Genomic DNA, 24,674 nt, shown 5'->3' on the forward strand with positions numbered 1-24,674 from the left:
TAGCTTAATACCTTAAGCCCTATCATAAAAGTACCAACCTAAATAGAAAAGCATATGCGCAAAAATCACAGACAATATACCGTAATGCCAGAAAATCCAACCAAAAATAATTGCTTGAGTCATATGCAGTAACAACATAACATAAATAAAGCGCTGAGTCGTTAAGCAACCGGCTGCAATAAAAGCAGGTAAATGTCCGATAGTCACCACCAAACCACTAATTAGAATGGCAAGCCAAATTAATAAGGGTTGTTTGTCACCTGTATATAGGAAAGCAAAAAAGGTAATGACATTAATTAAGCCCCATCGAACTAAAATCTCTTCAACCACCCCGCCATATAAAAGGCAACCATCAATACCAAAAGTTGCTCGTAATGTTCTCATGACAGTAAGCGTTGTTGTATCGAGTAGTTTGCTAGCTACACCATAATAAAGAAAAAGAAAAAAGATAAGTCCTAAGGTAGTAGCAATTAAAACAGGAATAATATCAATTAAGCCTAAAATTGACTGGCCTTGTAAAAGACCATTTAAAATTGGATCGCCTAACCCTGTTACTAACGATAAAATACTTCCTGCTGCACTCATTAATAAGACCATAATTAACGTTTGTACGGTAACAATGCGTGTGAAGCGGCTTTTTAATTCTTTGCTGTTATGCGGTAGAAGTAAATGGATTAACCGCGGAATAGCAATGTAAACACCTGGTAGTGCTAAGAAAAATAAAAAAAATGTAACTGACCAATTAAGTGTCATGATTTCCCTTTCTCAATACACTGTAGAAAAAGCCATCGCAATTGTCTATACCCGGTAAAAGTTGATAACCATAACCTGTTGCGACACCCCATGGCTGTTTTTCCATAATATAGCAAGCATCTGCCTGACCTCTTATAAAATTTGCAATTTGCTCAGCATTCTCTTGCTTTAAGATAGAACATGTTGCGTAAACTAAAATCCCGCCAGGTTTAAGTACATACCAAATCTTTTGTAACAAAGCTGCTTGTAATTTGACAACCGCTGCAACTTCAGCTTGAGTTCGTAGTAATTTAATATCAGGATGTCTTCTTATTACGCCCATTGCAGAACAAGGCGCATCGAGAAGAATCCGGTCAAAAAATTGCCCATCCCACCACGCATCCAGATCCAACACATCACCCTGACAAAGGGTCGCTTTTAAGCCTAGCCTACTTAAATTATCCTGTACACGTTGCAAGCGCTTTGCATCAATATCTAATGCGACACATTCTTGTAAATGAGGCTCTGACTCTAAAATATGGCATGTTTTTCCACCGGGCGCAGCACACGCATCTAGAATCCTTAAATTAGGTTTAAGCATTAATAGAGGAGCAGCTAATTGTGCTGCTTCATCTTGCACGGCAATATGCCCTTCTGTAAATCCGGGTAATTCATATACATCACATGGTACATCCAACTCTATGCCAACGGAGGAATATGTGTGTGCTTTAGCATTAAAACCAGCTTGCTTTAAGTGCTCTAAGTATGCGCCTCGGTCAATTCGTTGCTGATTGACTCTTAAACTCATAGGTGGATGTGCATCATTATTAGTTAAAATTGTTTGCCAATCATTAGGCCAATCTTCCTTTACTTGTTTCACAAACCACTCAGGATGCCCATATATAAATTTAGCTTGCTTTGTTAAGCTAGCTAAAATTGTTTCTTTTTCTCGACAAAAACGTCTTAAAACAGCATTAACTAAGCCCTTTGCCCAACTTTTTCGTTCCTTATCAAGCATACCTACTGTTTCTTGCACTACTGCATATTCAGGCTTATTCAAATAATTCAATTGATATAATCCTATCAATACAGTTAACCACACATCTAATTGCTTAGGTTTTTTTGTAAGTAAATGATTTGCTATCGCTTCAAGACGATAATAATGACGACAGACACCATAACAAATAGCTTTAGTTAATGAAGCATGCTCTGTATCATTTTGTAATAATTGGGTCAGAGATACTTTATTATTTAATAATTTTAATAAAACATGTAAGGCATTTAATCGCGAGTTATTCATTGAAGAATCTGGCCAATTACAAGTTGAGAGCGAGCGGAATTAAGCCAGTCGGCTACAGATAAAATTTTACCACCAGCAAATTGTAAGCGCTGAATACGGATTAATTGATCACCAGTAGCAACCAAAATTCCTTTTTTATTAATATTAATAATTGTGCCTGGACTTTGAGTAGTCATCGTAGATTCAATTTCAGCTTGATGAATACGCATAACATCAGAGCCTATATAAGTATAAGCAATGGGCCAAGGGTTATAAGCCCTAATTTGCCTATCAATAACTGCTGCTGTTTGGCTCCAGTTAATTAACGCATCTTGTTTATTAATTTTTCCCGCATAGGTCGCTAAAGAGTGGTCTTGTGCTATAGGCTGGCTATTACTTTCTGCTAAAGAGGTAAGAGTTTCTAGTAAAGGTGCTATAGCTAATTGAGCTAACTCATCGTGTAAAGAACCAGCTGTTTCCGTCGGCTTTAGTTGGTAAGTCACTTTATTAAGCATATCACCTGTATCCATACCAACATCCATTTGCATGATTGTTACCCCTGAATATTCATCACCATGCAAAATAGCATGCTGAATAGGAGAGGCCCCACGCCAGCGGGGTAATAAGGAGGCATGCACATTCACACAACCTAACTGGGGAATAGACAAAATACGCCTTGGTAAAATTAAGCCGTAAGCAATAACAACTAACACATCCAAATTTAGAGCAGTTAATTTTTCAACTTCTTCTACATCACGGAAATTTATTGGTTGATAGATAGGCAACTGATGCTCTAAAGCCCAACTTTTTACGGCCGAGGGTTGTAGTTTTCGACCTCGCCCTGCTGGCCTATCGGGTTGAGTATAAATGGCCAAAAGCTCATGTTTAGAATTAAATAAAGCATTTAAGCAAGGTAAACCAAACTCCGGTGTGCCAGCAAAACCTATTTTTAAACTTGACATTATTTACTACGTGCCTGCAAATGACGTTTAAATTTATCTAATTTTCTTCTTGCCATAGCGCGCTTTAAAGGAGAAAGAAGATCAACAAAGAGCTTACCATTTAAATGATCTATTTCATGCTGAAAGCATTCACCTAAAACGCCTTCGCCGCTCATTTCATAGAATTCGCCAAAACGATCTTGAGCACGAATAGTAACTTTTTTAGCTCTTTTAACCGTATCATAAGCACCTGGTACTGATAAACAGCCTTCTTGATACTCAGCAACGCCCTCTGAAGCAATAATTTCCGGATTTGCTAAAACTAGTTGTTCTTTTTTGTCACCAATAATATCGATGACAGATAAGCGTAAACTGACGCCAATTTGTGGTGCAGCAAGACCTACACCATCAGCAGCATACATGGTTTCAAACATATCTTCGATCAATTCATGAAGCCGCTCATCAAATTTTTCTACAGGTTTTGCCACTTGTCTTAAACAAGCCTCGGGTAAATAAAGAATTTTCCTAATAGCCATATGGATCTATGTTAATAGTAAGAATGCGTGGTATTATCGCCAATACATTTAGTTGCTGCAAGATAATTAGGCTTTAAAACACTTAAAGTTAAAGCCATAAACTTTTCAGGGCACAAACTTTATTTATGAAGTGCAGCAATATACTTAAATAACGTTCTGATGTTATTCTTCATAAAGCCTTTAAATGTAAGAAGCAAATATTAAATAAAATTAACACTCCAAATTAAACGGCCAAAGTGTTAAGTCTCGGGACCTCTTGCTTCAAGGATTGATTAATGCGATATGTGCTGATTATAGTTTGTTTATTATTATCTTTTTGCGCTGAAGCACTCTCTCTTCGTGCTGATTATCCTAAACGCTACATTGTTAAACCTGGCGATACATTATGGAGTATTGCTAATTGCTACCTTCACCGTCCTTGGGAATGGAAAGAGCTATGGTATGCAAATCCTCAAATTAAAAATCCAGATCGTTTGTATGCTGGCGCAATACTTGAACTACGCTTTTTTAAAAAAAATCCTTATATTCGTGTTTTATCTAATGGAACTATTAAGCTATCACCTTACGTTCGCCCTTATATTTTAGGCGAGCCCATTTTGCCTATTCCACTTGCAGAAATTAATCCCTTTTTAAATGATTCTTTAATTATGGATGATAATCGTTTAGCTCTGGCCCCCTATGTTGTTGCTTATGTAGGTGAACATATGCTAGGAGGACAAGGCGATGAAATTTATGTTAGAAGATTACATAGGCCACCTGAAGCTTGTAATGATACAACTATTGCTTATGCTATTTACCGACCTAATTGCCCTTATAAAGACCCCAATACAAAACAAATATTAGGTTACAAAGCCATCTTAGTTGGCTATGGACAACTAGTAAAAGGTGGTGAGCCCGCAACAGTACAAATCACTCAAGTCACCGAAGGGGTACGCATAGGTGATCGAGTTTTGTTTAATGATTTTCCTGCCTTTAATCCTAATTTCCTACCTAAAACACCTGCTTACCCTCTACGAGGTGTTATTATTGATGTTTTACCTAGATACACACAAGGTGCTGTAGGATTAGTAGCTGTCATTAATAAAGGTCAAGATGCAGGACTTGAATCTGGTGATGTATTAGGCATTTATTCACCTGCTCATTTGATTCGAGATCCAAAAGATTGTTATACCCCCTTAAAATGCTCTAAGTCAGTACTTTTACCGCGCGAGCGACTGGGAGAAGCCATGATCTTTCGGGTATTTACCCAAACTAGTTTTGCTTTAGTAGTACGCTCTGTACGAGCAATTAATTTAGGAGATATTGTTACAAACCCATGAATAACAGACATTATTTAATTGCACTTAATCACATGCCTAATATTGGGCCTCGTACAATAAAAAAATTCTTAACCCGTTGGCCATTACTTGCTGATATGTTTGCTTTACCTCAAAGTCAATTAGAAGCAGCAGGTATACCCACTAATTTAGCTAGTGCTATCAAAACATTCGATTTAGCAAAAATTGAGTTGGATTTAAACTGGGAAAGGGCGACCAATCATCATTTAGTCACTTGGGAAGATGAGCACTATCCTACATTGCTTCAACAAATCTATGATGCCCCACCTGTCTTATATACTATAGGCGATCTAACTTGCTTAAAGCATTTAAGTGTAGCCATCGTTGGCACACGGAAACCATCTATAACAGGCGCCCAAACTGCATGGCAATTTGCTTTTGATCTTGCAACAAAAGGTATTTCGGTCGTAAGTGGCTTAGCTTTAGGCATTGATGCCCAAGCGCATCAAGGGTGCCTTGCTGCTGGGGGAAAAACCATTGCAGTATTAGGGACTGGCGTTGACTACATTTATCCTAAAAGCCATATAAAACTTGCTCAGGAAATTGCTATACATGGCTTATTAATTTCTGAGTTTCCATTAAAAAGCCAGCCAACAGCTAGACATTTCCCCCGTAGAAATCGTATAATAAGCGGCTTATCTTTGGCCACACTGGTCGTAGAAGCTGCAATCAAGAGCGGTTCACTGATTACAGCGCGTTTGGCTTTAGAGCAAAATCGCGAAGTTATGGCGATTCCTGGCTCTATTAATAACCCACAAGCGAGAGGTTGTCACCATTTACTACAACAAGGGGCAAAACTGGTTACATCAATTAATGATATTCTAAGTGAATTAGGCATTAAAAGTGTGTCTTCCGAAAATAAAGAATCCTCAATTAATCTTGCTACACATCATAAAAACCTAGTAAAGTGCTTAGGTTTTGAAACAGCAACTATTGATCAAATCATACAGCGAAGTGGATTAAGTATTGAAACAGTCACCTGTGACTTAGCAGAATTAGAATTACAAGGTATTATTAAAGCTGTGCCTGGCGGCTATATAAGGTGTTGAAATGAAAGATAATTTATTAGAACTATTGATGAATTTTTTTGAAAAGAGCTTATCTAAGTTAACAAAAACCCAAGCTAATCTTTCCGAAAATGATTTAGCAAATGAGGATGATGTTGAAACGGCCGATAATACAGCACTAATTGTCAGAGCTGCACGCGATACATCGATGCGTATTTTTACAGTAGATGAGAAAATTAAATTTACTAAGGCAAGCTATCAATTTTTAACGCGTATGTTGTTGTGGGGTGTTATCGCGCCCGAAACCCTAGAACTTGTAATTAATCAACTTGTTACCTCAGAGTCAAGATTTGTAACATTAGAAGAGACTAAATGGGCTATTCGCAATTTTTTAGCAGAAAACTTAGATGATTCTCAACTTGCTTTCCTTGATCTTGTGCTATATCAAAAGGAAGATGGATTATCCTTACATTAAATTCTTTAAGCTATCTTTAAAGAAGAAAACAAAATTTTAGTCTATAAAATAATCAGTATATAGCAGCATTTTACTCGCCATGAGATACGAGTAATCTATAGAATCATAACAAAGGTTAACTATGAGCAAACATTTGGTAATTGTTGAATCGCCTGCTAAAGCTAAGACGATTCAAAAATATCTAGGAAAGGATTATGAAGTATTAGCTTCATACGGCCATGTTCGTGATTTGGCACCTCGTAAAGGCTCTGTAGATCCTGATAAAAACTTTACTATGTCTTACACCCCTGTAGAGAAAAATATAAGGCATATTGATTCTATTGCTAAAACCTTAAAAAATTCCCAATCCTTATTACTTGCAACGGACCCTGATCGAGAAGGAGAAGCTATCTCCTGGCACATTTTTGAGCTTATGCGCGAACGTAATTTATTAAAAGATAAAGAAGTTCACCGAATTTTTTTTAACGAGATTACTAAAACAGCAATCCAGGAAGCAATTAATAATCCGCGTAATATCTCAATGGACTTAGTTAATGCACAGCAAGCAAGGCGAGCTCTAGATTACTTAGTCGGTTTTAATCTTTCACCTTTATTATGGAAAAAAATTAGACGAGGATTGTCTGCTGGTCGGGTTCAAAGTCCGGCTTTACGTTTAATTGTGGAACGTGAAGAAGAAATCGAAAAATTTGTTCCTCAAGAATATTGGAAAATTTTGGCTAAGTGTCAGTATAACGACGCAAACTTTTTAGCCAAACTTACTCATTACGAAAAACAAAAATTACAACAGTTTACTATTCAGGGCACAGAACAAGCACAAGAGATACGTGATAAGCTAATTCAATTAGCACAGGGTGAGCTATTAGTTACTAATGTTGAGAAAAAACAACGAAAACGTAAACCAGCATCACCTTTTATAACATCTACTTTGCAGCAGGAAGCTGCACGTAAATTAGGCTTTACGGCTCGTAAAACAATGATGGTTGCTCAACAGCTTTATGAAGGAATTGATATTGGCACAGGCACTGTTGGTTTAATCTCTTACATGCGTACTGACTCAGTTAATTTATCTCAAGAAGCCATTATAGAGATTAGAGAATATATAGAAAAACGCTATGGTAGTAATAATTGCCCACCAAGCCCACGTATTTATAAAACAAAATCTAAAAATGCCCAAGAAGCTCACGAAGCAATTCGCCCTACTTCTATCTTGCGAACGCCAGAAACAGTTGAACAAGCATTAACACCTGATCAATATAAATTGTATAATTTAATTTGGCGGCGTAGTGTTGCTTGTCAGATGGAAGATGCTTTAATTGATACGGTTGCTGTTGATTTAGCCTGTGGCAGTGAAGAAAATATCTTTCGTGCTAACGGCTCTACTATTGCCTTTCCAGGTTTTCTTTCTGTTTATGAAGAAAGCTTAGATGACATCAGTGACGATGAGCAGCAAGCTGTTATATTACCTAATTTAAAAATAGGTGAAAAAGTGATACTGCAAGATATTGCAGCTAATCAACATTTTACTGAGCCTCCTCCTCGTTATTCGGAAGCTTCCCTTGTTAAAGCACTAGAGGAATATGATATTGGTAGGCCTTCGACGTATGCCACAATTATTCATACCTTACAGCAACGTGAGTATGTTGTAGTAGAAAAGAAACGATTTGTACCCACTGACGTAGGACGAATTGTTAATCGTTTCCTGACAGGTCACTTTACCCGCTACGTCGATTATCAGTTCACCGCCCATCTTGAAGATACCTTAGACGCTATTTCTCGTGGTGAAAAAGAATGGATTCCCGTTTTAAAAGAATTTTGGCAACCTTTTAACCAACAAATTCATGTTATTGATGAAAATATTCAGCGCAAAGATGTCACAACTGAAACGTTAGAAGAAACGTGTCCAAAATGCAATAAACCCTTATCAATTCGCCTTGGTAAACGAGGGCGTTTTATTGGCTGTACCGGTTTTCCAGAATGTGATTACACGCAAGCACTTAATAATGAAGGTGAAAAAAATGAACCAGTTGTTGTTGAAGGACGCGTATGCCCTGAATGTTCAAACCCACTTCATATTAAGTCAGGTCGCTATGGCCGTTTTATAGGCTGCAGTAACTATCCTGAATGTAAACATATGGAGCCATTAGAAAAACCAGCTGATACGGGTGTCGAATGTCCACAATGTCATTCAGCGAAAATACTTCAGCGTAAATCCCGCAAAGGAAAAATATTCTTTTCATGCGGAAATTATCCAAAATGTAATTATGCACTTTGGAATGAGCCTATCAATAAACCTTGTCCCCAATGCCACTGGCCTTTGCTCACAGTTAAAGAGACCAAACGCAGTGGGCGACAAATTATATGTCCTAAAGAAGGCTGTAGTTATTCCACATCTGAAACTGCACTTTAAAATAATAACATCAGTAATTGCTCATAAAGGAATAGATAACGGTAAGATGTCATTATCTTAATAGAAGGTTGAACTTGCATGTCAGGCGCACACAATATACCCTTTACGGCGGATACGGTGCGAACGCTCAATGGTGTTTAAGAATTTTGTCATTTCCGCGAAGGCGGAAATCTATCCTACCATCTTCACTGTGCCTATATAGAAATGGCTTTCCGCCTGCGCGGGAAAGACAGAGCGGTTCTTAAATTAACACCATTATATGATCTATTACTTAAATAGCTCGATTAGCATTAATCATTACAACATGGCCACTTTGAAATAAGACCTCGTAAATAAAATCATTAGGGGATGGTTGATAAGTCCATACTTCATAAATATCAGAAGCAATACCGTAAGGTACATTAAATTGATTAATCAGAAGATTGGGATCTGAATAAACATCTTTGGCTAGTGGTTTACCACATTTTTTCAGGACTAAGTATTTGCTGTCGCCTTCATAAACTAAAGAATTACCACATCGAAATGCGAAGCTAGAACTCCCATTTAATAATATAAGTGCTGCAACAATAGTTTTAATAAGAGACATACGCATAAATTTAATGGACACTTTGTTTGATTATAGTCTAACCGCAGGAACTGTTCACAAAGCATGCCTGAACCCTAATAAACTGGTATACGCTATGGAATAGCTTAATGATTCAAAAATTAATTACCTTACAATTTAATTTTCACTATTCCGATAGAGGTATCAGACAACTGATGTACAACTTAAGGTTTTCAAGCCAAAAACCGATTAAGAAAGCTTATCAGAAATATGCAACCAAAATAGTAACGTGGCTGACTGAAACCTATCCAGCTATCAAAGCCGGAGCATCGAGAGAACGCGCTAGGATTTACTGGGGTGACGATATAGGAATCCACTCCACGGATAACCGAGGTAGAACGTATGCATTAGTAGGTAATACGCCCGTTATTACTATTGCCCTGAACTAAACCTACCAGAACTAGTCAACCAAGCTGTTAAAGCAAATTTTAATCACTTTAAAGTATTAAAATCTCAAGGACCTAATAACAAATGTGCGGTTATATCTTACTAAAATTCAGTTCAATGAATTTAAAATAAAAAATTCCTTTAAAAAAAGAGGTCGCTGATGCTGCATAAAGTAATTATAATAATTTAATGCCGGAGTAAGAAATTAATTCTTGATGTTAATTAACAAGAAATTTATTTCTCTAAAGATATTTTCAGTGGGCTCGAGCCATTAAATTAGCTTGCGCTTATGAAGGAAAATAAGTTCTAGAGGAAATAAAAATCTTTAAGTTAGGAAAAACTAAACAAATACCAGAATTAATGTTACCCATTTATAGTTTAGATTTTATATGAATCTCACCTAATTTTGTGTTTAAAATACTATTTTTATAGTGAATTTATAGAAAATGTGATCTAAAATTATACAATTCAGATCATTTTTTGATACCAATGCCGTATAATCCTATACTTTATTTTCATGATAAACAAGAAAGTACAGCCTATAGTCGTACCCCGCAAGGCACACTTAGTATTGTCAGGCTAATTAAAAACTTACCGGCGTGGAAAAAGCTGGCATATTCAAGTATTTTGAAAAAAAAATCGCTTATCTTAGCTGATTGGACTATTACAAATTTATCTTATGAAGCCGCAGCCGCGTTACAAAAACAAATTTTAACATTAATAGATGACGGTTTCCCAGTTTATCTATGGCAAGATGGTGATATTAAGAAATTAACCAAAGAAAACGTTTCTTGTCTTGCTGATAAAGCTGTTCGTAATTTAATAACCCCTTCGTTTCCTGAAGAAATTAGCCAAAAAGCCATTGTCCAGCATCGTTTAACCAAAGATCAAGTGCATATTCTTGATGATTATTGGTTAAATCAATTAGTACTTGAATCAGAATCCATGCACCTAGCAAAGCGTCAGATTAGAATAAGTGATCTTATTGCGCGTAGATTATATTACAATAAAATCATGTGGATACTGCAAAATACTACGCCCGCTTTGACCGAAATCATTGATGATGTTTTTCCTAATCATGATTCGGTAACAAAATTAAATGCTTACTTTCCTAACTTAAATATCACGACAAATTATACAGACTTAATTCTTAATCCAGCAGATATCGACAATATTCTAGCACCATCTATTAGCCATCACAGCTTCTTAGCAGAGCAACTTCTAAACATAGAGCATTTAAAAGTTGAAGATACAGAGCAAAATATGAATGCAACCGTGTTAGAAAAACTGCTTTTGCGAATGCCAATACTTAAACGACTTGAATTAAGTGGTTATGAGACTTTAGAAGGTAACTTTAGCAATTTGCCTACTTTGACGCATTTAGAAGAGCTTTATCTAAGCTTTCTGCCTATTGATATAGCTAATTTACAGCGCTTGTTAACCTACCCTAAAGAGCTTAGAGCATTAACAATAGACAGTTGTCAAAATTTAGAAGGCAATTTTACTAAAGATCTCAACTTTACCCATCTCGAGTCACTTGATATAACGTCTGTTTCATTTAGCTTTGCAAATTTAGAATATATTTTAAGCCAAGCTAACGCATTAAAAAGCTTAAAACTAACCCATTGCGGTAAAAATTTAGCGGATAATTTTTCCTCAGGACGCTTCGATTTTTCTAAAATAGAAACCCTTGATCTCTCTAATAGCAACGTTTCTCTGGCTAATTTGCAACTTATTTTAAGGCAAGCTAAATCACTTAAAAACTTACGTTTGGATAACTACAAAGAACTTACCAAGTATTTCTGTGCGGGGGTAGATTTATCAGCCTTAGAGTACTTAGACGTGTCTAACAGCACTATTACCGCCGATGACTTTCGTTATATTTTAAACCAAGCGCACTCGCTTAGAGCCTTAATTCTTGTAGGTTGCACAACGTTAGACGCCTATTTTTCAGGTAATTTTGATTTTAGTAAACTTGAAACGCTTGCCCTGACAAATAGTAATATTTCCGCATCCGATTTAAATCAGATTTTAAAGCAAGCTAGTGCGCTTAAAGAATTAAAATTAGGAGGGCATGTAAATTTAACAGCAGCTGCTGCTATAGAAGGCATCTATTTACCAAACCTTACCCGCCTTTATTTAAGTTATAATACAATTAGCACACCCGTTTTAGAACTTTTCTTAAATAAAAAAAATAATTTAGGAGAATTAAATCTTGCCAATTGCATGCACTTAGGGGCGCCTTTTACCCAGCCATTGTATTTAGAAAACCTACTGACACTTAACCTATCTAATTCCAGTATTACTGTCGAAAATTTACAGGTACTATTACAAGCTGCGCCTCAACTTAAATTGTTAAATATCAAAAATTGCAAAAAACTAATTCTTAATGAGGCTTTAAAATCATTAATAAAAGACAGAGGAATTAATGTTAATGCTGATGATTCTGGTATGGGGAAGCTATCGCAACCCTCCTCTATCATAGACCATGCAAAGCGCAAAGTAGACGCAGATACAAAACGTAATCCTAATCAAGAATATACTATTAAGCGTACTATTTTTTCCCTTGATTCTCGTCCCTCACCAGACGTAAGTTTTTATCGTCATGGTGTTTTCAATAATTTAGGCATTAACGATAACGCCTGTTCGCTAGCAGATGCCTTTGTTTTGCAAAATCGAGACGAACCTGACTTGATCCCGTATAATTCAAGTACGTTGCCCTCCGTTGAACAACTCGTTGCCCACGGCAAACAAGCCATTAAAGCAAATAAAGAATTTACCTATTATTTAGGTAGGCAAACAATAACATTTAACGGTGACTTACAAAGGCTTGATTCAATCTCAGCCAGCGAAGAAATACCTTATTATCATGTTGAGCCCCTTGATGTAGCTATTAAATTTATCTACTCAAAGCGGGATAATCTTTATTATATTCAAAGCCCGCCAGGTAAAACAGTAACCGTGTCTTTCTTGCTTAAATTAAACCAAGAACAGCCCATAGAATTATCACCGTCCGTAGAAAAAATAAATACACTTGCGGCTAAATTTTTGAAATTTGGCGAGGGCGAATTAGATCTAAAGGGGATAGCAGCGCCAACAGGTGACGATTATTTAAGAGCAATGATAAAGCAAGAAAAAGGGGCTTGTCGGCATCGTGCCGTAGCATTTAAAGCCGAAATAGAGCGATTTTATCGTGATTTGCCAGTCCGTATAGTTGATAACCAATGTCATGCCTTTGTTGAAGTCATGTTAGAAGGCCAGTGGGTTCGCTACGATCTAGGCGGCTACCCAGCTAAATTAACGATTACTGAGTCTGCTAACCTTGATAATTTTAAAATTGCAAAATATGAGCAGCACCTAGCTACTTGGAAGCGAGAAAAACCTCCTGTAGAATCCGTCAAAGCTTATTGCCAAAGTTTAATGCAAACCAATGATATTAAAAAACGCTTGGTAGAACTAAACTCGGTTGAAGATGTGCAAGTGATGCAATTAAGCTTGCAAGATTATTGCAAGCATACCTCGCGACCCTGTTTTTATATTAACTCGCCTGATGATTTAATTTGTTCAGCGCCTTTTGTCACTCGCTTTGAAAATAAAGGTGAGCTTCAAAAAGGACCAGGCGGCCCCTTATATGATTTCTTACAGGCACATAGAGAAAGTAATCCACCACCGGTGTTGATCATTAATTATGATCATTTTGATGCTGACGACATTGTGCGTTTTAATAGTCTTTTAGATAAAGAGCGACAGGTAGAGGGTATTAATTTACCTGAAAAAACATTAGTTTTGGGCTTGAGAAATTGCAAAAAACCTGATTGCTATCAAGGTGCTGATTTTTATTCTCGTTTTAACTGCGTTGAAACCCCATTAGTTAATACAGATAGGTTAACTGCTCATTTAAATACAATCGCCCCTTTAGCAATACGGGAAAAAATACCTAACGAACTAGATGAGCAAGTCATAAGTATTAATCTTTATAATGCACCTAACTGGAAAGATCGTTTACTAGGGTACTGGAATATTCAAGGTGATGACTTGTATTTTATTGCCGGGGAATTAGAGCAAGCGTTTGCAAAAGGAAACCCCATCGAATTACAAAATGTGCCCTGGGATTGTCCAGAATTTAAACGATTTTGGCGACAAGCTACGATGTTAGGTTATATTGACTATGCAGGACAACGAATTAATGTCCCTAAAGATTTACAGCTTATAACAAGTCAAGGATATGCATGGTCTAAATTAACGACCCAAGTCACTGTGGAGGCAACGCTTTCATCGCAGGCTTTAGTATTAAATCCAGGGCAATTAACTCATTTCTTTACTTTATTTGATTGCTACGATGGCAAGCTTGATATGCAACCAGGCTTGCTTGATCGCTATACCAAGCAAACACTCGCTGTTAATCTCACTCGTGATTTAAGTGAAGATGAATGGGCACAATTTTTGTCAGCTTGCCAAGAAAAACACATTAAACTCACCATTCATTTAAGCCCTAATGTAACCTTGCCCGCCCCTCTTGCCAAAGGCATTAAAGCAATCGCGCCAACCCTATTTCCTTTAAATAAACAACTTAACCAATCCACTACGGTAATTACAAGTACCGATCTCAATACTACATTACAAACCATTGCAAAGGCAGAGAATGATTATCAAATTATTGATGTTTCTGAATGTAGTCCTGAGGATTTACTGCTTTATACTAAAAGTGAGTTTGATAGTGAAAAAAGGCAATTCGTTTTTCAACAAACTAAGCAAGCCTTGTTGCAAGCCTTAGATGAAGGTAAACGTGTTATTTTAAAAGGTCATTTCTCAAATGAATTGATAGACGCGTTAGCACCTTTACTGTTAGCGAGAGAGAATAATAATGACGCTAAAGGGCAATTGATTCTTCTTAGTGATAAGCCTTGTTTTTCATTTCTGCCTACACAACTGCATCAAGTCACTGCAAAAGATAAACGCTTACAATTGGAAAAACGATTTAGTATATTGGAAATTAATCGCCTGCCTGAAGAGTTAATGACTAAAGAATCCCTAAACCAACTAACAGCGCGGCTTACCTACTGGCGTTGTCATCCAACTACGGAATCTAGTGATGAGGCCTGGCAAGGCTTACAAGGTATATCAGGCGGAGTCAGACTAGCTGAATTTAATGCACAAGGTAGTGTTGCCATTGCAGAGGAATTTAATCAAAAACGGTTGGCTGCGGTTAATCAAGCATTAATATATAGCCCTTATGTTTTTTTGACAGGTCTAACTGGCGTAGGTAAGTCGACCTTTGTCGAAAAGAATTTTACTACCAGCACGGAAGTGCTTTATACAAACGAAAATAAGCTTGTTGAGTGGGCGAGTGATAAAACACCTGGCAAGCGTAAAATTCTTTTTATTGATGAGGCTAATTTAAGTAAACGCCAATGGAGTGAGTTTGAAGGGTTAATGTACTTCCCGCCAAGTATTTTGATTAAAGGAAGATATTATCCTTTAACCGAAGAGCATAAAGTTATTTTTGCTGGTAATCCAGTTAATTATGGTGATGAACGCCAATTAGCACCTTTTTTTGCCGAGCATGGCAATGCGCTCATTTTTGAGCCCATGCCTCAAGAATTTATCTATGAAAAATTAATTAAACCTGTTTTTATTAACACCCCGCTTGCAGATCATATTGAAATGATAAGCCAATCTTTACTCGCTGCTTATCGTTTTTTATGTAAGTGTTCAACAGATGAGGTGTTAATTTCACCGCGTGATGTACAAATGATGGCTTTGTTAATTGCCTCGTATGTCGATTCGCATCCATCTATAAGTCTTGCAGATATGGAAAGTGCGGCTAAGCACTATGCTTATCAAGTTGCTGTTAATAATGTACCTGACTTACATCGGCAAGCTTTTGAAAAACAGTTTAAACCTAGTATTGAGATCTCTAATAATGCTGCGACATTGCCAGCTATACAAGATGGTTTTTTAGTAACTTCTTCACGTTTACGCATTCACCGCCAGCTTGATGAACTATTAAATTTGCGTGAATTTAGACAAACAAAAGCACAAAATAAAGCACAAAAATATGGTGGATTAGGTGGGCTTATTTTAGAGGGCGAGCCTGGTATTGGCAAAAGCGAATTAGTGCTTGCTAGTTTAAGAGCACGTGGCTATGAAGAGGTCATCTTTCGTAGTAAAGACGAAACTAAAAAAAGTGATGAGGAAAAAGTTAAAGAAAAGCCATTACCTGCCAAGCCTTTTTATCGTATGCCCGTAAGTTTATCGCTCAAAGAAAAAGAAAAGTTACTAAAGAAAGCATTTAAGCAAGGTGCTGTTGTAGTTATCGATGAAATAAATAGTTCACCGATGATGGAGCGTTTGTTAAATGATTTACTTATGGGAAATAACAAGCAAGAAAGACCTTCTAAGCCTGGTTTTTTAGTGATAGGCACTCAAAATCCGGTGACTATGGCAGGCCGTAAAGCGGCAAGTACTGCCTTAGCGAGACGAGTAATTAAAACAGTATTACCTACTTATGATACGCAAGAGATGCAAGCTATTTTAATTAGTAAAGGTTTGTCAGCTAAAAAAGCCAAGCAATTAGTGACCGCTTATGAAAACAATGTACATAAAGCTAAACAAGCACATTTAGAGCCAATACCAGTTTTTAGAGATTTGATCAACCTTGCAGAGCAACTTATTATAGCTAAACAAAGAAAAAGAACCTCATTTCAAGCTGAGCTCAATGCAACTATCACTGATCCAATTAAAGTTAATACCAATCAGCTTTTGGTAGAAAATTTATTTGGAATGACTATTACAAAAACACAGGCTGATATGTTTATAGCTCTATTTAAAACACTGCAAGAAAAAAATGAAAAAATTAATTGTCTTAAAAAAAAAATTATACCACTTATTGATATCACGGCACTTAGTGAAAATAACCAGAGTTATTTGGTTGAGTTAATGTTTATTAAGCAGCAAGCAATACATTGTATCGATAATAATATAGCTAGGCGGGATAGTAATATAACGTCCAAAGTAGATTTTCTCTATGATACAAAAAGAAAAATAGCTAAAAACATAGAGTTAACACAACTAAAAGAGTCTATCTTAAATAGTCCACTCAAAAGCTTAAATGATTTAGTTGCAGATATTGAAAGAAAATCTGATTCAGTATTAGGGAAAGGAACGTTTAGCCGGATTAGTAAAGATCTAAACGAATTAATAAAGCAAGAAGGGAATTTATTAGCTAACTATCATCAACAGGTGCCAATTAGTTATAATAATCAAGCGCTAAATCTTAACTTTAGTGAATTTACTAATTTTACTTAATACTTCTGGAGTAATTCCGAGAAAAGAAGCGGTAGAGTCTATTGCAAATGCGCACATGCATCAATTTTTTCAATAGAATTCTTTAGAAACTGGCATTGACGGCCCATCTCAAAGGAAAAAGGCCCTTCAAGGCATGTCCCCATGTAGATGGAGATGCTCAGGTATTTTAGATAACGGCGCTTTTTCAGCCACATTTTCCTTTGACCTTGTCCCGTCACTAACAGTTTCGAAAGATGTCTAATCTAGCAAAGATTGGCATTCAAACTAAGATATCTTAATATTTGCGACAACGATTAGTCCAAAATAGCTTGCTTAAAGTTAAATTTTTAATCAAAGTTTTGCAGTAGCGCAGTCAATCTTCCGAATCAATTTTAGCCATTAACCTTATAATAAAGTGTAACAAAGTTATTATGATCTTATTAACCTCGTTACAATTTAGTGTAAGGTTAATAATATATGACTTCATTATGCTTAAGAATAATGATAAAAGTCTTTTCTAATAATCATCATAGACATGTTTGCGATGTTTTATCGCAACATTACAACAAAGCGTTTTATTATTTACTATTAAATTCTTTACCTGTTTTTAATATTATACTAACTTTAAATTATTGTTCACTTCCCAAGCTGCATATTTTGTTTCATTTTTCTTAAAGAAGTTCATGATTTTAAATTTATTAAATTGGATTCTGGTTAGGTAGGTTCGAATATTTATCAGCAGCAAATCCTCAACCGTTCGTAGAAGTTTATACAAGCAAGCATTGGCTTTCACCTCTATGGGATGCATCATATCTGATGCGTTTAAAATGCGGGGGTATAATCCAGCCAAAAAAAATTATCATTAAAGCTCTTCCTGACCTATGAATGTTGCTTTCGTGCAAGGCGTAAACGTTTTGAGGCGCAGCGTTTACATAACGTAAATGAGCAACCGCAGAAACGTTTACAACGCAGCAATAAAGTAAATGATGCAGGTTAGGCAAGTACTCTATTAATTTTTTTAGTTCATTTGCAGAGCAATCTAATACCAATCGATAGTATAAATGATTTATTTTATATCAAAAATATAGGTGTTTAATTTTTAAGCTTTGGCTTCGCATTTAAGTTGCTGCTTATAAATTGCTTGTAAAATTGGTTGTTTCACTTTTAATAAATGTAAAATTGCCTCTGTAGCTAGAATTTCCTGCTTAAAGTTTTTTTGGATGACATATAAGTACCATAAAAGCCAGCTTTGCCAGATTAAGACCCAATATCCCTCTGGAATCATAGGTATAGCTGCTCTGACTTGACGATAGCCTTGCAGTACAGCCACAAATAAATGATCTAGGAAATATCCTCGGGTTAATCCTGCACAATTACAAGCAAGCCCTATTAATTCTATTCCAGGATGAATTAACCCTGCACTTTCCCAATCTATAAGGTGCACTGTATCTGGATTTTGCCAAACAAGATTTGAAGCGTGAATATCACGATGACTAATAATCCATGTTTCAGTAGGTGCTATTTCATTACACTCCTGAATAACTGCCTGTAACCATGGTGGACAATTAAATTCTTGCGGCCAATTTATTGATGGAAAAGGTAAGGCATTAATATCACTAATATTTAATGCATGGATATGGGCTAACACTTTACCTAAAAGCTGCGCTTGATCAATTGTTACAGTTGGGCTTGTTTTTCCTACACAAAAGGGGCGAATGAGGCCATAGCCCTCTTTAAGTTTTAAAATAGGAGAATCATTTTCGGGGCATAATGCTTTATAAGTTAAACTCAATTCATCAGCTACTAAATTAGCTATTTTCTCTGAAATCCATAGTTGTTGATAAGTAATTTCGCCTAGCCAGGTTTGATTTGCAAACTTTTTACATACCCATTTAGTAGAATCAGCTAGCTCAATTAAATCAAGATAATGTTGCATTCCACCTTGTAAAGATGAAATAGAAGAAATATTTTGCTTTAAAAAATTATATGACCAATGTTCACTAATCATTCATTAATTGCTCAATATAGCGGCGGCAAGTTAACGGCCTTTGTAAAAAATTAATAAAATGTTTTGTGCCACCTGTCCCTATAATAGTGAGTGCACCATAGCGAAAAATACTGCCTAATAACGTTTGACGAATATCAATGCTTTCAATTTTAGTTAAAGGAATATCTATTGTTTGCCTAACTAAGAGCCCAGTACGTAAGATAACTTGTTTCTTTTTAATAGTTAAAGAAGAAAAGTGGTAATGAACCCACGTAATAAATAGCCAAATTACACCAATAATTACGAGTACTAAAGCTACTTCTTTAAGTTGCTCTACTTGTATACCTAAAAATAACCCAAACCCAGTTAATACAAGGGGCCAAAAAAATAGAAGCCAGTGAAGTTTTGCTATGTATACGACGTTCTTATCCGCCATCTCCGTCATTATTAATCTCTCTTGTTTTATCTTAATCCGTATAGTAGTTGCTCATTTATTTTACTGAAGATTTAGGGACAACCTGAATCTCACTAAAAATAATTTAATTGATTTTTTTAAATTACTATTTAACCTTCTTCATTAAAATTTCTAGACTGGCCTTGGCGTTTTCTTAATTCCTGATTCCTTTTATAACATCAAAAGATCCTATCTCTTATATCGAATGTACACTAATTCAGGTATGATAATTTAGATATTTTAAATTTACTACTAAATATCTAGACTTTCATTTAATTTGTAAAATTTAAAATTTGCTTAGTAAGATTATACTAAATATATAATTATTTACGTTAGCGATTAATTAATTTTATGTTATTAAAAAGGTACTTATGCGTCCTATTAACCGTTGCCTAAATAAGCAATTAGCTGATATATGTCAGCAAGTTATTCAATTAGATAAACTTAATTCTTTATTAAAACCCCTTCTACCGAGTCATTTAAAAGAATTTTGCCATGTAGGTAGTTTTAATAAAGGCTCTTTGCTTATTAGCCTTACTAATACAGCTTGGGCAACTGAACTTCGTTATTACTTACCTACTTTGCGTGATAAATTAAGAAAAGAAGCAGGTCTTTACCAACTTATGAATATTAGGATTCAAATTATTACCGTTGATAATAACAAAGAAAATAACAGGCTAGTCCAGGAACAGCAATTATCACTTAAAGCGCGTAGCCTTATTCGAGAGGTAGGCAATTTATGTGCTTATAAACCTTTAAAACAAGCGTTACTTCATTTAGCAGAGTAAAAATTATAAATCTATCTAGCTGTAACACGCTCTTAAGGCGTAATTGGTAATTTATTATTAGTACTAGAAATTTGATAGTAGATTTTTTCCAACCTGTCACTAACAAAATAAGGCCAATCAAAGAGGTGTAATTTATTCTGGCGGTTAAACAGCGAGCTTGTTGAGCTCACTGTTATCTAATTTATACTTCAAGAGCAATTGTATTAAATCCGAAAGATGGCTGATAAGTTTCTGCATCAAAATAAGTATATTCCCACGCATCTTCGCGAACCATTAATTCACGTAATAAGCGATTATTTAATTCATGACCTGACTTATAGCCCTCAAAAGCGCCAATTAAGCCACAGCCTAAAAGATATAAATCGCCAATGGCATCTAACACTTTATGAGCAACAAACTCACTTTCAAAACGTAAACCATCTTCATTTAAAATACGGTATTTATCAACAACAATTGCATTATCTAAACTTCCGCCCTTGGCTAAATTACCTTCACGTAATTTTTCATAGTCAGATAAAAACCCAAAGGTTCTAGCGCGACACACTTCTTTCACATAAGAAGTTGTAGAGAAATCAAAATTAGCTATTTGGGGCTTATCTGTAAATACAGGATGATTAAAATCAATAGTAAATGAAATTTTATAACCGTTATGAGGAATAAATTGTACGTATTTACCTTTGTCTTCAACCTTAATAGGTTTTAGAATGCGAATAAAGCGTTTTGCAGCACTTTGTTCACGAATACCAGCTGCTTGAAGTAAAAATACAAAAGGCGCTGAACTTCCATCCATAATAGGAATTTCAGGACCATTGACATCAATATAAGCATTATCAATGCCTAGACCTGCTAAAGCTGAAAGTAAGTGTTCAACAGTAGCCACTCTAGCATTATTGTAATGGAGTGATGTACATAACATAGTATCACTCACATTTTTATAACAGGCTGGAATTTCAACAACTGGATCTAAATCAACACGTCTAAAAACAATACCGGAATTAATAGGAGCAGGTCTTATTTTAAGCTCGGCAGTATCACCTGAATGTAAACCAATGCCTGTCAGTTGAACCATTTTCTTAGGAGTTCTTTGTTTCATCATTCGGTGATCACCTTATTGATAACCTATTTTAGGCAACAGACAGTTTCAGAATAGCAAATAATTATTAACTAGTCTAATTTCTTAATTTTAAAGCGCGGCTTACACCGCAACTTTAATCAATCCTTTCTTCCTGCCGACGTAAAAAAGCCGGAATGTCTAAATAATCAACATCTTGAACAGTAGCGTCAGCTGCTTTTTTAGCAGGTGCCGATGTAATTGACGCTTGCTTACGCATTACTGCAGGCCTGTCTAATTGATGATAATCTAGAGAACCGTCCATTCTTGTCGACTCGTTCATCCTTGCTTTAGTACTGCCTACTTGCGCCCTTCCACGCTCACTACCACCTAAGCCTGTTACAATAACGGTAACACGCATTTCATCTGTCATATCAGGATCAATAACTGTTCCTACTACAACTGTAGCGTCATCAGAAATAAATTCTTTAACAACATCGCCTACTTCTTCAAATTCACCAATAGACATATTTAAGCCAGCGGTAATATTAACTAATATACCTTTAGCGCCAGAAAAGTTAACATCTTCTAATAAAGGAGATGCAATTGCTGCTTCAGCTGCTTGCCGAGCGCGCTGCTCACCAGTTGCACTACCAGTTCCCATCATAGCCATACCCATTTCAGACATAACAGTGCGTACGTCAGCAAAGTCGACATTGATTAAACCAGGTCGCGTAATTAAGTCCGCTATTCCTTTAACAGCGCCAAGTAATACGTTATTAGCAGCTTTAAAGGCATTTAAGAGTGTAATGTTTTTACCTAAAACACTTAATAATTTATTATTAGGGATAGTAATTAAAGAATCAACATGCTCTGCTAAGCGTCGAATACCATCTTCTGCAGCAAGGGCGCGTTGTTTTCCTTCAAAGGAGAATGGTTTAGTGACGACAGCGACAGTCAAAATATTAAGCTCTTTAGCAACTTCAGCAAACACGGGTGCCGCCCCAGTACCAGTACCACCCCCCATGCCAGCCGTAATAAATACCATATCTGCGCCTTCAAGCACCTCACGAATTCTCTCTTTATCTTCTTCAGCTGCTTCACGGCCAATTTTAGGGTTAGCGCCTGCCCCCAATCCTTTAGTTAATTCTTCGCCTAATTGAATATGAATTTTAGCACTTGAATTTTTTAAGGCTTGTGCATCTGTATTTGCGCAGATAAACTCTACGCCATCAATATTTTCGCTGACCATGTGTTCAAGTGCGTTCCCACCACCACCGCCAACACCTACTACTTTTATAATGGCACTGTTTTCCTGGCATTGCGTCAATTCAAACATTACTGCCTCTCCTCTAAATTCTATCTATTTGTTAAACTTAATTCTTTAATTTATCTTTTACTTACAAGAATTAAGTTAAAAATTACCTTGAAACCACTCACGCATTCGCGACCATACACTTTTATTTGTATCATTTAATGTAGGTGCGCTATAGCCGCCTTCATATTGCTGCTTGTAACCATGTAATAATAGGCCTACACCGGTTGCTAAAGCAGGATTTGTGGTTGCTTCTGCCAAACCAGAGATATGATGTGCACAACCATGGCGAACGGGCATTGCAAAACACATTTCAGCTAGCTCCATACCACCTTGTACACTTGCGCCGCCACCAGTCATAACCATACCCGCAGCAATCCTATCTTCAAAACCACTACGAATTAATTCATTTCTGACGAGGTAAAATAATTCTTCATAACGGGCAGAAACAACTTCAGCAAGCGATTTAGCAGATATTTTACGTCCCGGGCGCTCATTTACACTCATCACTTCAATCATTTCATTAGCACTTGCTAATTCAGTCATAGCACAAGCATGCTTTACTTTAATGGCCTCTGCTGCTTTGGTTGGTGTACGTAAAGCCATGGCAATATCGTTTGTTACCTGATCACCTGCAATAGGAATTACAGCAGTATGTTGAATTGCGCCTCCTGCAAACACAGCAATATCGGTCGTACCACCACCAATATCAATCAAGCAAACGCCAAGCTCTTTTTCATCCTCTGTCAGCACGGCATGACTTGAAGCCAGCTGCTCAAGAATAATATCATTCACATCTAACCCGCAGCGCCTCACGCATTTGGCAATATTTTGCGCAGCACTAACAGCACCAGTCACAATGTGAACTCGTGCCTCTAAACGTACGCCTGCCATGCCAGCAGGCTCACGTATACTACCTTGATTATCAATAATAAATTCTTGCGGAAGAATATGTAATATTTTCTGGTCAGCTGGAATCACAACTGCCTTCGCTGCTTCAATAACGCGCTCAACATCAGCTAAAGAAACTTCATGATCACGTATTGCAACAATGCCATGCGAATTTAAGCTCCGTATGTGACTACCGGCAATACCAGCATAAACCGTGCGTACTTCACAACCTGCCATAAGTTCGGCTTCTTGTACGGCCCGCTGAATTGAGTTAACTGTTGCTTCAATGTCGACAACAACACCTCGTTTTAATCCACGGGAGGGATGACGACCTATACCGATAATTTCAATAACACCATCTTGTGTTACTTCACCTATTAAAGCAACAACTTTGGAGGTACCGATATCTAAACCGGTGATGATATTTCTTTCTGATTTTTTAGCCATTATCTTTCCGTCATTTTCTCCATTGCACCGCCATACCGCGCGGATAACGTAAATCAACGCTTGCCATTTGTTCTGGCTTATCTGATAAAACGCCTGCAAAAACGGCAGGATATGCCTTACAGAATCGGTTTATTCTTGTTTCAAGATCGCGTTTACCCAATCGCAACTGAATCCCATTAGAGAGCGTAAGCTCCCAAGCACCATTATTACGCCGCTCTAATACTGTTGCATTTAAATCATAATTATTTAATATCTTACTCATTTTTTTATAAACTTGTAAGACTTGTTGATGTTGATTCTTAGGTCCTTTTAATTGAGGCAATGAAGTGTCTATTATTTCTTTTCCGCCATCAAAAATTTCACCTTCAGCAGTCATCATCATATTGTTCCAAACTGCAATAGGTTTTTTTTCAATTAATTTAATTTTTAAAGTATCTGGCCATACCCTTTCTATTTGAACGCTTTTAACCCAAGCTAGTGAAGATAAGGCTATATGTAGGTGACCAACAGGCAATGAAAAAAAGCTAGCATCGCTAAATTTCTCTAAAGTAGACTCAAGTTGTTTATGAGAAATATGATCATAAGCGGCTGCAATTTTAATAGTATTAATTGGAAAACGTTGTGGATCAGCAATAAATAAATAAATTAATCGAGCCATAAGACAAAGCGCACAAAGAATCAAAAAAGTTAGTAAACTTACATAACGTAATTGACCCTTATATGCACCCATTTTTACCTTGCCTATTATT

The 24,674-nt window shown here is 36.5% G+C and carries 18 protein-coding genes; 7 read left to right on the forward strand and 11 right to left on the reverse strand.

What is annotated here, in order from left to right:
- Positions 1-12 precede the first annotated feature (12 nt).
- Genes DYH30_RS13755 through def form a run of 4 tightly spaced genes read right to left on the reverse strand, consistent with a single transcriptional unit; the run spans position 13 to position 3,488 of the window.
- On the reverse strand, positions 13-753 hold the full coding sequence (locus DYH30_RS13755; RefSeq protein WP_115332192.1) for a CPBP family glutamic-type intramembrane protease: 741 nt from the start codon (positions 751-753) through the stop codon (positions 13-15).
- Positions 743-2,032 (reverse strand): 16S rRNA (cytosine(967)-C(5))-methyltransferase RsmB, encoded by a 1,290-nt coding sequence (gene rsmB, locus DYH30_RS13760; RefSeq protein ID WP_115332193.1) that lies wholly within the window; start codon positions 2,030-2,032, stop codon positions 743-745. Before rsmB ends, DYH30_RS13755 begins: the two co-directional genes overlap by 11 nt.
- A complete protein-coding gene (gene fmt, locus DYH30_RS13765) occupies positions 2,029-2,973 on the reverse strand; it encodes a methionyl-tRNA formyltransferase (RefSeq protein WP_115332194.1) in 945 nt (314 codons plus the stop codon). The genes rsmB and fmt overlap by 4 nt, the downstream gene beginning before the upstream one ends.
- Positions 2,973-3,488 (reverse strand): peptide deformylase, encoded by a 516-nt coding sequence (def, locus tag DYH30_RS13770; protein WP_115332195.1) that lies wholly within the window; start codon positions 3,486-3,488, stop codon positions 2,973-2,975. The genes fmt and def overlap by 1 nt, the downstream gene beginning before the upstream one ends.
- A gap of 275 nt (positions 3,489-3,763) precedes the next feature.
- Here def and DYH30_RS13775 point away from each other — a divergent pair, with 275 nt between their 5' ends.
- The 4 genes from DYH30_RS13775 (at position 3,764) to topA (ending at position 8,714) form a co-directional block, all read left to right on the forward strand.
- Positions 3,764-4,807: a LysM peptidoglycan-binding domain-containing protein gene (locus DYH30_RS13775; RefSeq protein WP_115332196.1), complete on the forward strand. Its 1,044-nt coding sequence runs from the start codon at positions 3,764-3,766 to the stop codon at positions 4,805-4,807.
- Positions 4,804-5,874 carry a DNA-processing protein DprA gene (gene dprA, locus DYH30_RS13780; protein ID WP_115332197.1) on the forward strand — a complete coding sequence of 357 codons (1,071 nt, stop codon included), beginning with the start codon at positions 4,804-4,806 and terminating at the stop codon, positions 5,872-5,874. The genes DYH30_RS13775 and dprA overlap by 4 nt, the downstream gene beginning before the upstream one ends.
- Position 5,875: 1 nt before the next feature.
- Complete coding sequence (locus DYH30_RS13785; protein ID WP_115332198.1) at positions 5,876-6,307, forward strand: DUF494 family protein; 432 nt, start codon at positions 5,876-5,878, stop codon at positions 6,305-6,307.
- Positions 6,308-6,428: 121 nt separating this feature from the next.
- Positions 6,429-8,714, forward strand: a complete 2,286-nt coding sequence (topA, locus tag DYH30_RS13790; protein WP_115332199.1) for a type I DNA topoisomerase — start codon at positions 6,429-6,431, stop codon at positions 8,712-8,714.
- Positions 8,715-8,985: 271 nt separating this feature from the next.
- Here topA and DYH30_RS13795 read toward each other — a convergent pair whose 3' ends face one another.
- Positions 8,986-9,321, reverse strand: coding sequence for a DUF2845 domain-containing protein (locus DYH30_RS13795; protein WP_131740640.1), 336 nt, complete (start codon positions 9,319-9,321; stop codon positions 8,986-8,988).
- 56 nt (positions 9,322-9,377) lie between these two features.
- Here DYH30_RS13795 and DYH30_RS13800 point away from each other — a divergent pair, with 56 nt between their 5' ends.
- Positions 9,378-9,707 (forward strand): winged helix-turn-helix domain-containing protein, encoded by a 330-nt coding sequence (locus DYH30_RS13800; RefSeq protein WP_278043127.1) that lies wholly within the window; start codon positions 9,378-9,380, stop codon positions 9,705-9,707.
- A 487-nt stretch (positions 9,708-10,194) separates the two neighbouring features.
- Positions 10,195-17,013 (forward strand): AAA family ATPase, encoded by a 6,819-nt coding sequence (locus DYH30_RS13805; protein ID WP_115332202.1) that lies wholly within the window; start codon positions 10,195-10,197, stop codon positions 17,011-17,013.
- A 1,078-nt stretch (positions 17,014-18,091) separates the two neighbouring features.
- Here the strand turns inward: DYH30_RS13805 and DYH30_RS13815 are convergent.
- Positions 18,092-19,000, reverse strand: coding sequence for a phosphotransferase (locus DYH30_RS13815; protein ID WP_115332204.1), 909 nt, complete (start codon positions 18,998-19,000; stop codon positions 18,092-18,094).
- Positions 18,993-19,427 carry a PH domain-containing protein gene (locus DYH30_RS13820; RefSeq protein ID WP_423202821.1) on the reverse strand — a complete coding sequence of 145 codons (435 nt, stop codon included), beginning with the start codon at positions 19,425-19,427 and terminating at the stop codon, positions 18,993-18,995. The genes DYH30_RS13815 and DYH30_RS13820 overlap by 8 nt, the downstream gene beginning before the upstream one ends.
- A 377-nt stretch (positions 19,428-19,804) precedes the next feature.
- On the opposite strand from DYH30_RS13820, the gene DYH30_RS13825 reads away from it, so the two are divergent.
- Positions 19,805-20,221 carry a DciA family protein gene (locus DYH30_RS13825; protein WP_115332205.1) on the forward strand — a complete coding sequence of 139 codons (417 nt, stop codon included), beginning with the start codon at positions 19,805-19,807 and terminating at the stop codon, positions 20,219-20,221.
- Positions 20,222-20,402: 181 nt separating this feature from the next.
- Here DYH30_RS13825 and lpxC read toward each other — a convergent pair whose 3' ends face one another.
- The 4 genes from lpxC to DYH30_RS13845 form a co-directional block, all read right to left on the reverse strand.
- Positions 20,403-21,317: a UDP-3-O-acyl-N-acetylglucosamine deacetylase gene (lpxC, locus tag DYH30_RS13830; protein ID WP_115332206.1), complete on the reverse strand. Its 915-nt coding sequence runs from the start codon at positions 21,315-21,317 to the stop codon at positions 20,403-20,405.
- Positions 21,318-21,429: 112 nt separating this feature from the next.
- Positions 21,430-22,611 (reverse strand): cell division protein FtsZ, encoded by a 1,182-nt coding sequence (gene ftsZ / locus DYH30_RS13835; RefSeq protein WP_115332207.1) that lies wholly within the window; start codon positions 22,609-22,611, stop codon positions 21,430-21,432.
- Positions 22,612-22,686: 75 nt separating this feature from the next.
- Positions 22,687-23,925, reverse strand: coding sequence for a cell division protein FtsA (ftsA, locus tag DYH30_RS13840; RefSeq protein ID WP_115332208.1), 1,239 nt, complete (start codon positions 23,923-23,925; stop codon positions 22,687-22,689).
- A 10-nt stretch (positions 23,926-23,935) separates the two neighbouring features.
- Complete coding sequence (locus DYH30_RS13845) at positions 23,936-24,655, reverse strand: cell division protein FtsQ/DivIB (protein ID WP_115332209.1); 720 nt, start codon at positions 24,653-24,655, stop codon at positions 23,936-23,938.
- Positions 24,656-24,674 lie beyond the last annotated feature (19 nt).

The organism is Legionella busanensis (assembly GCF_900461525.1).
Lineage (GTDB): Bacteria > Pseudomonadota > Gammaproteobacteria > Legionellales > Legionellaceae > Legionella_C > Legionella_C busanensis.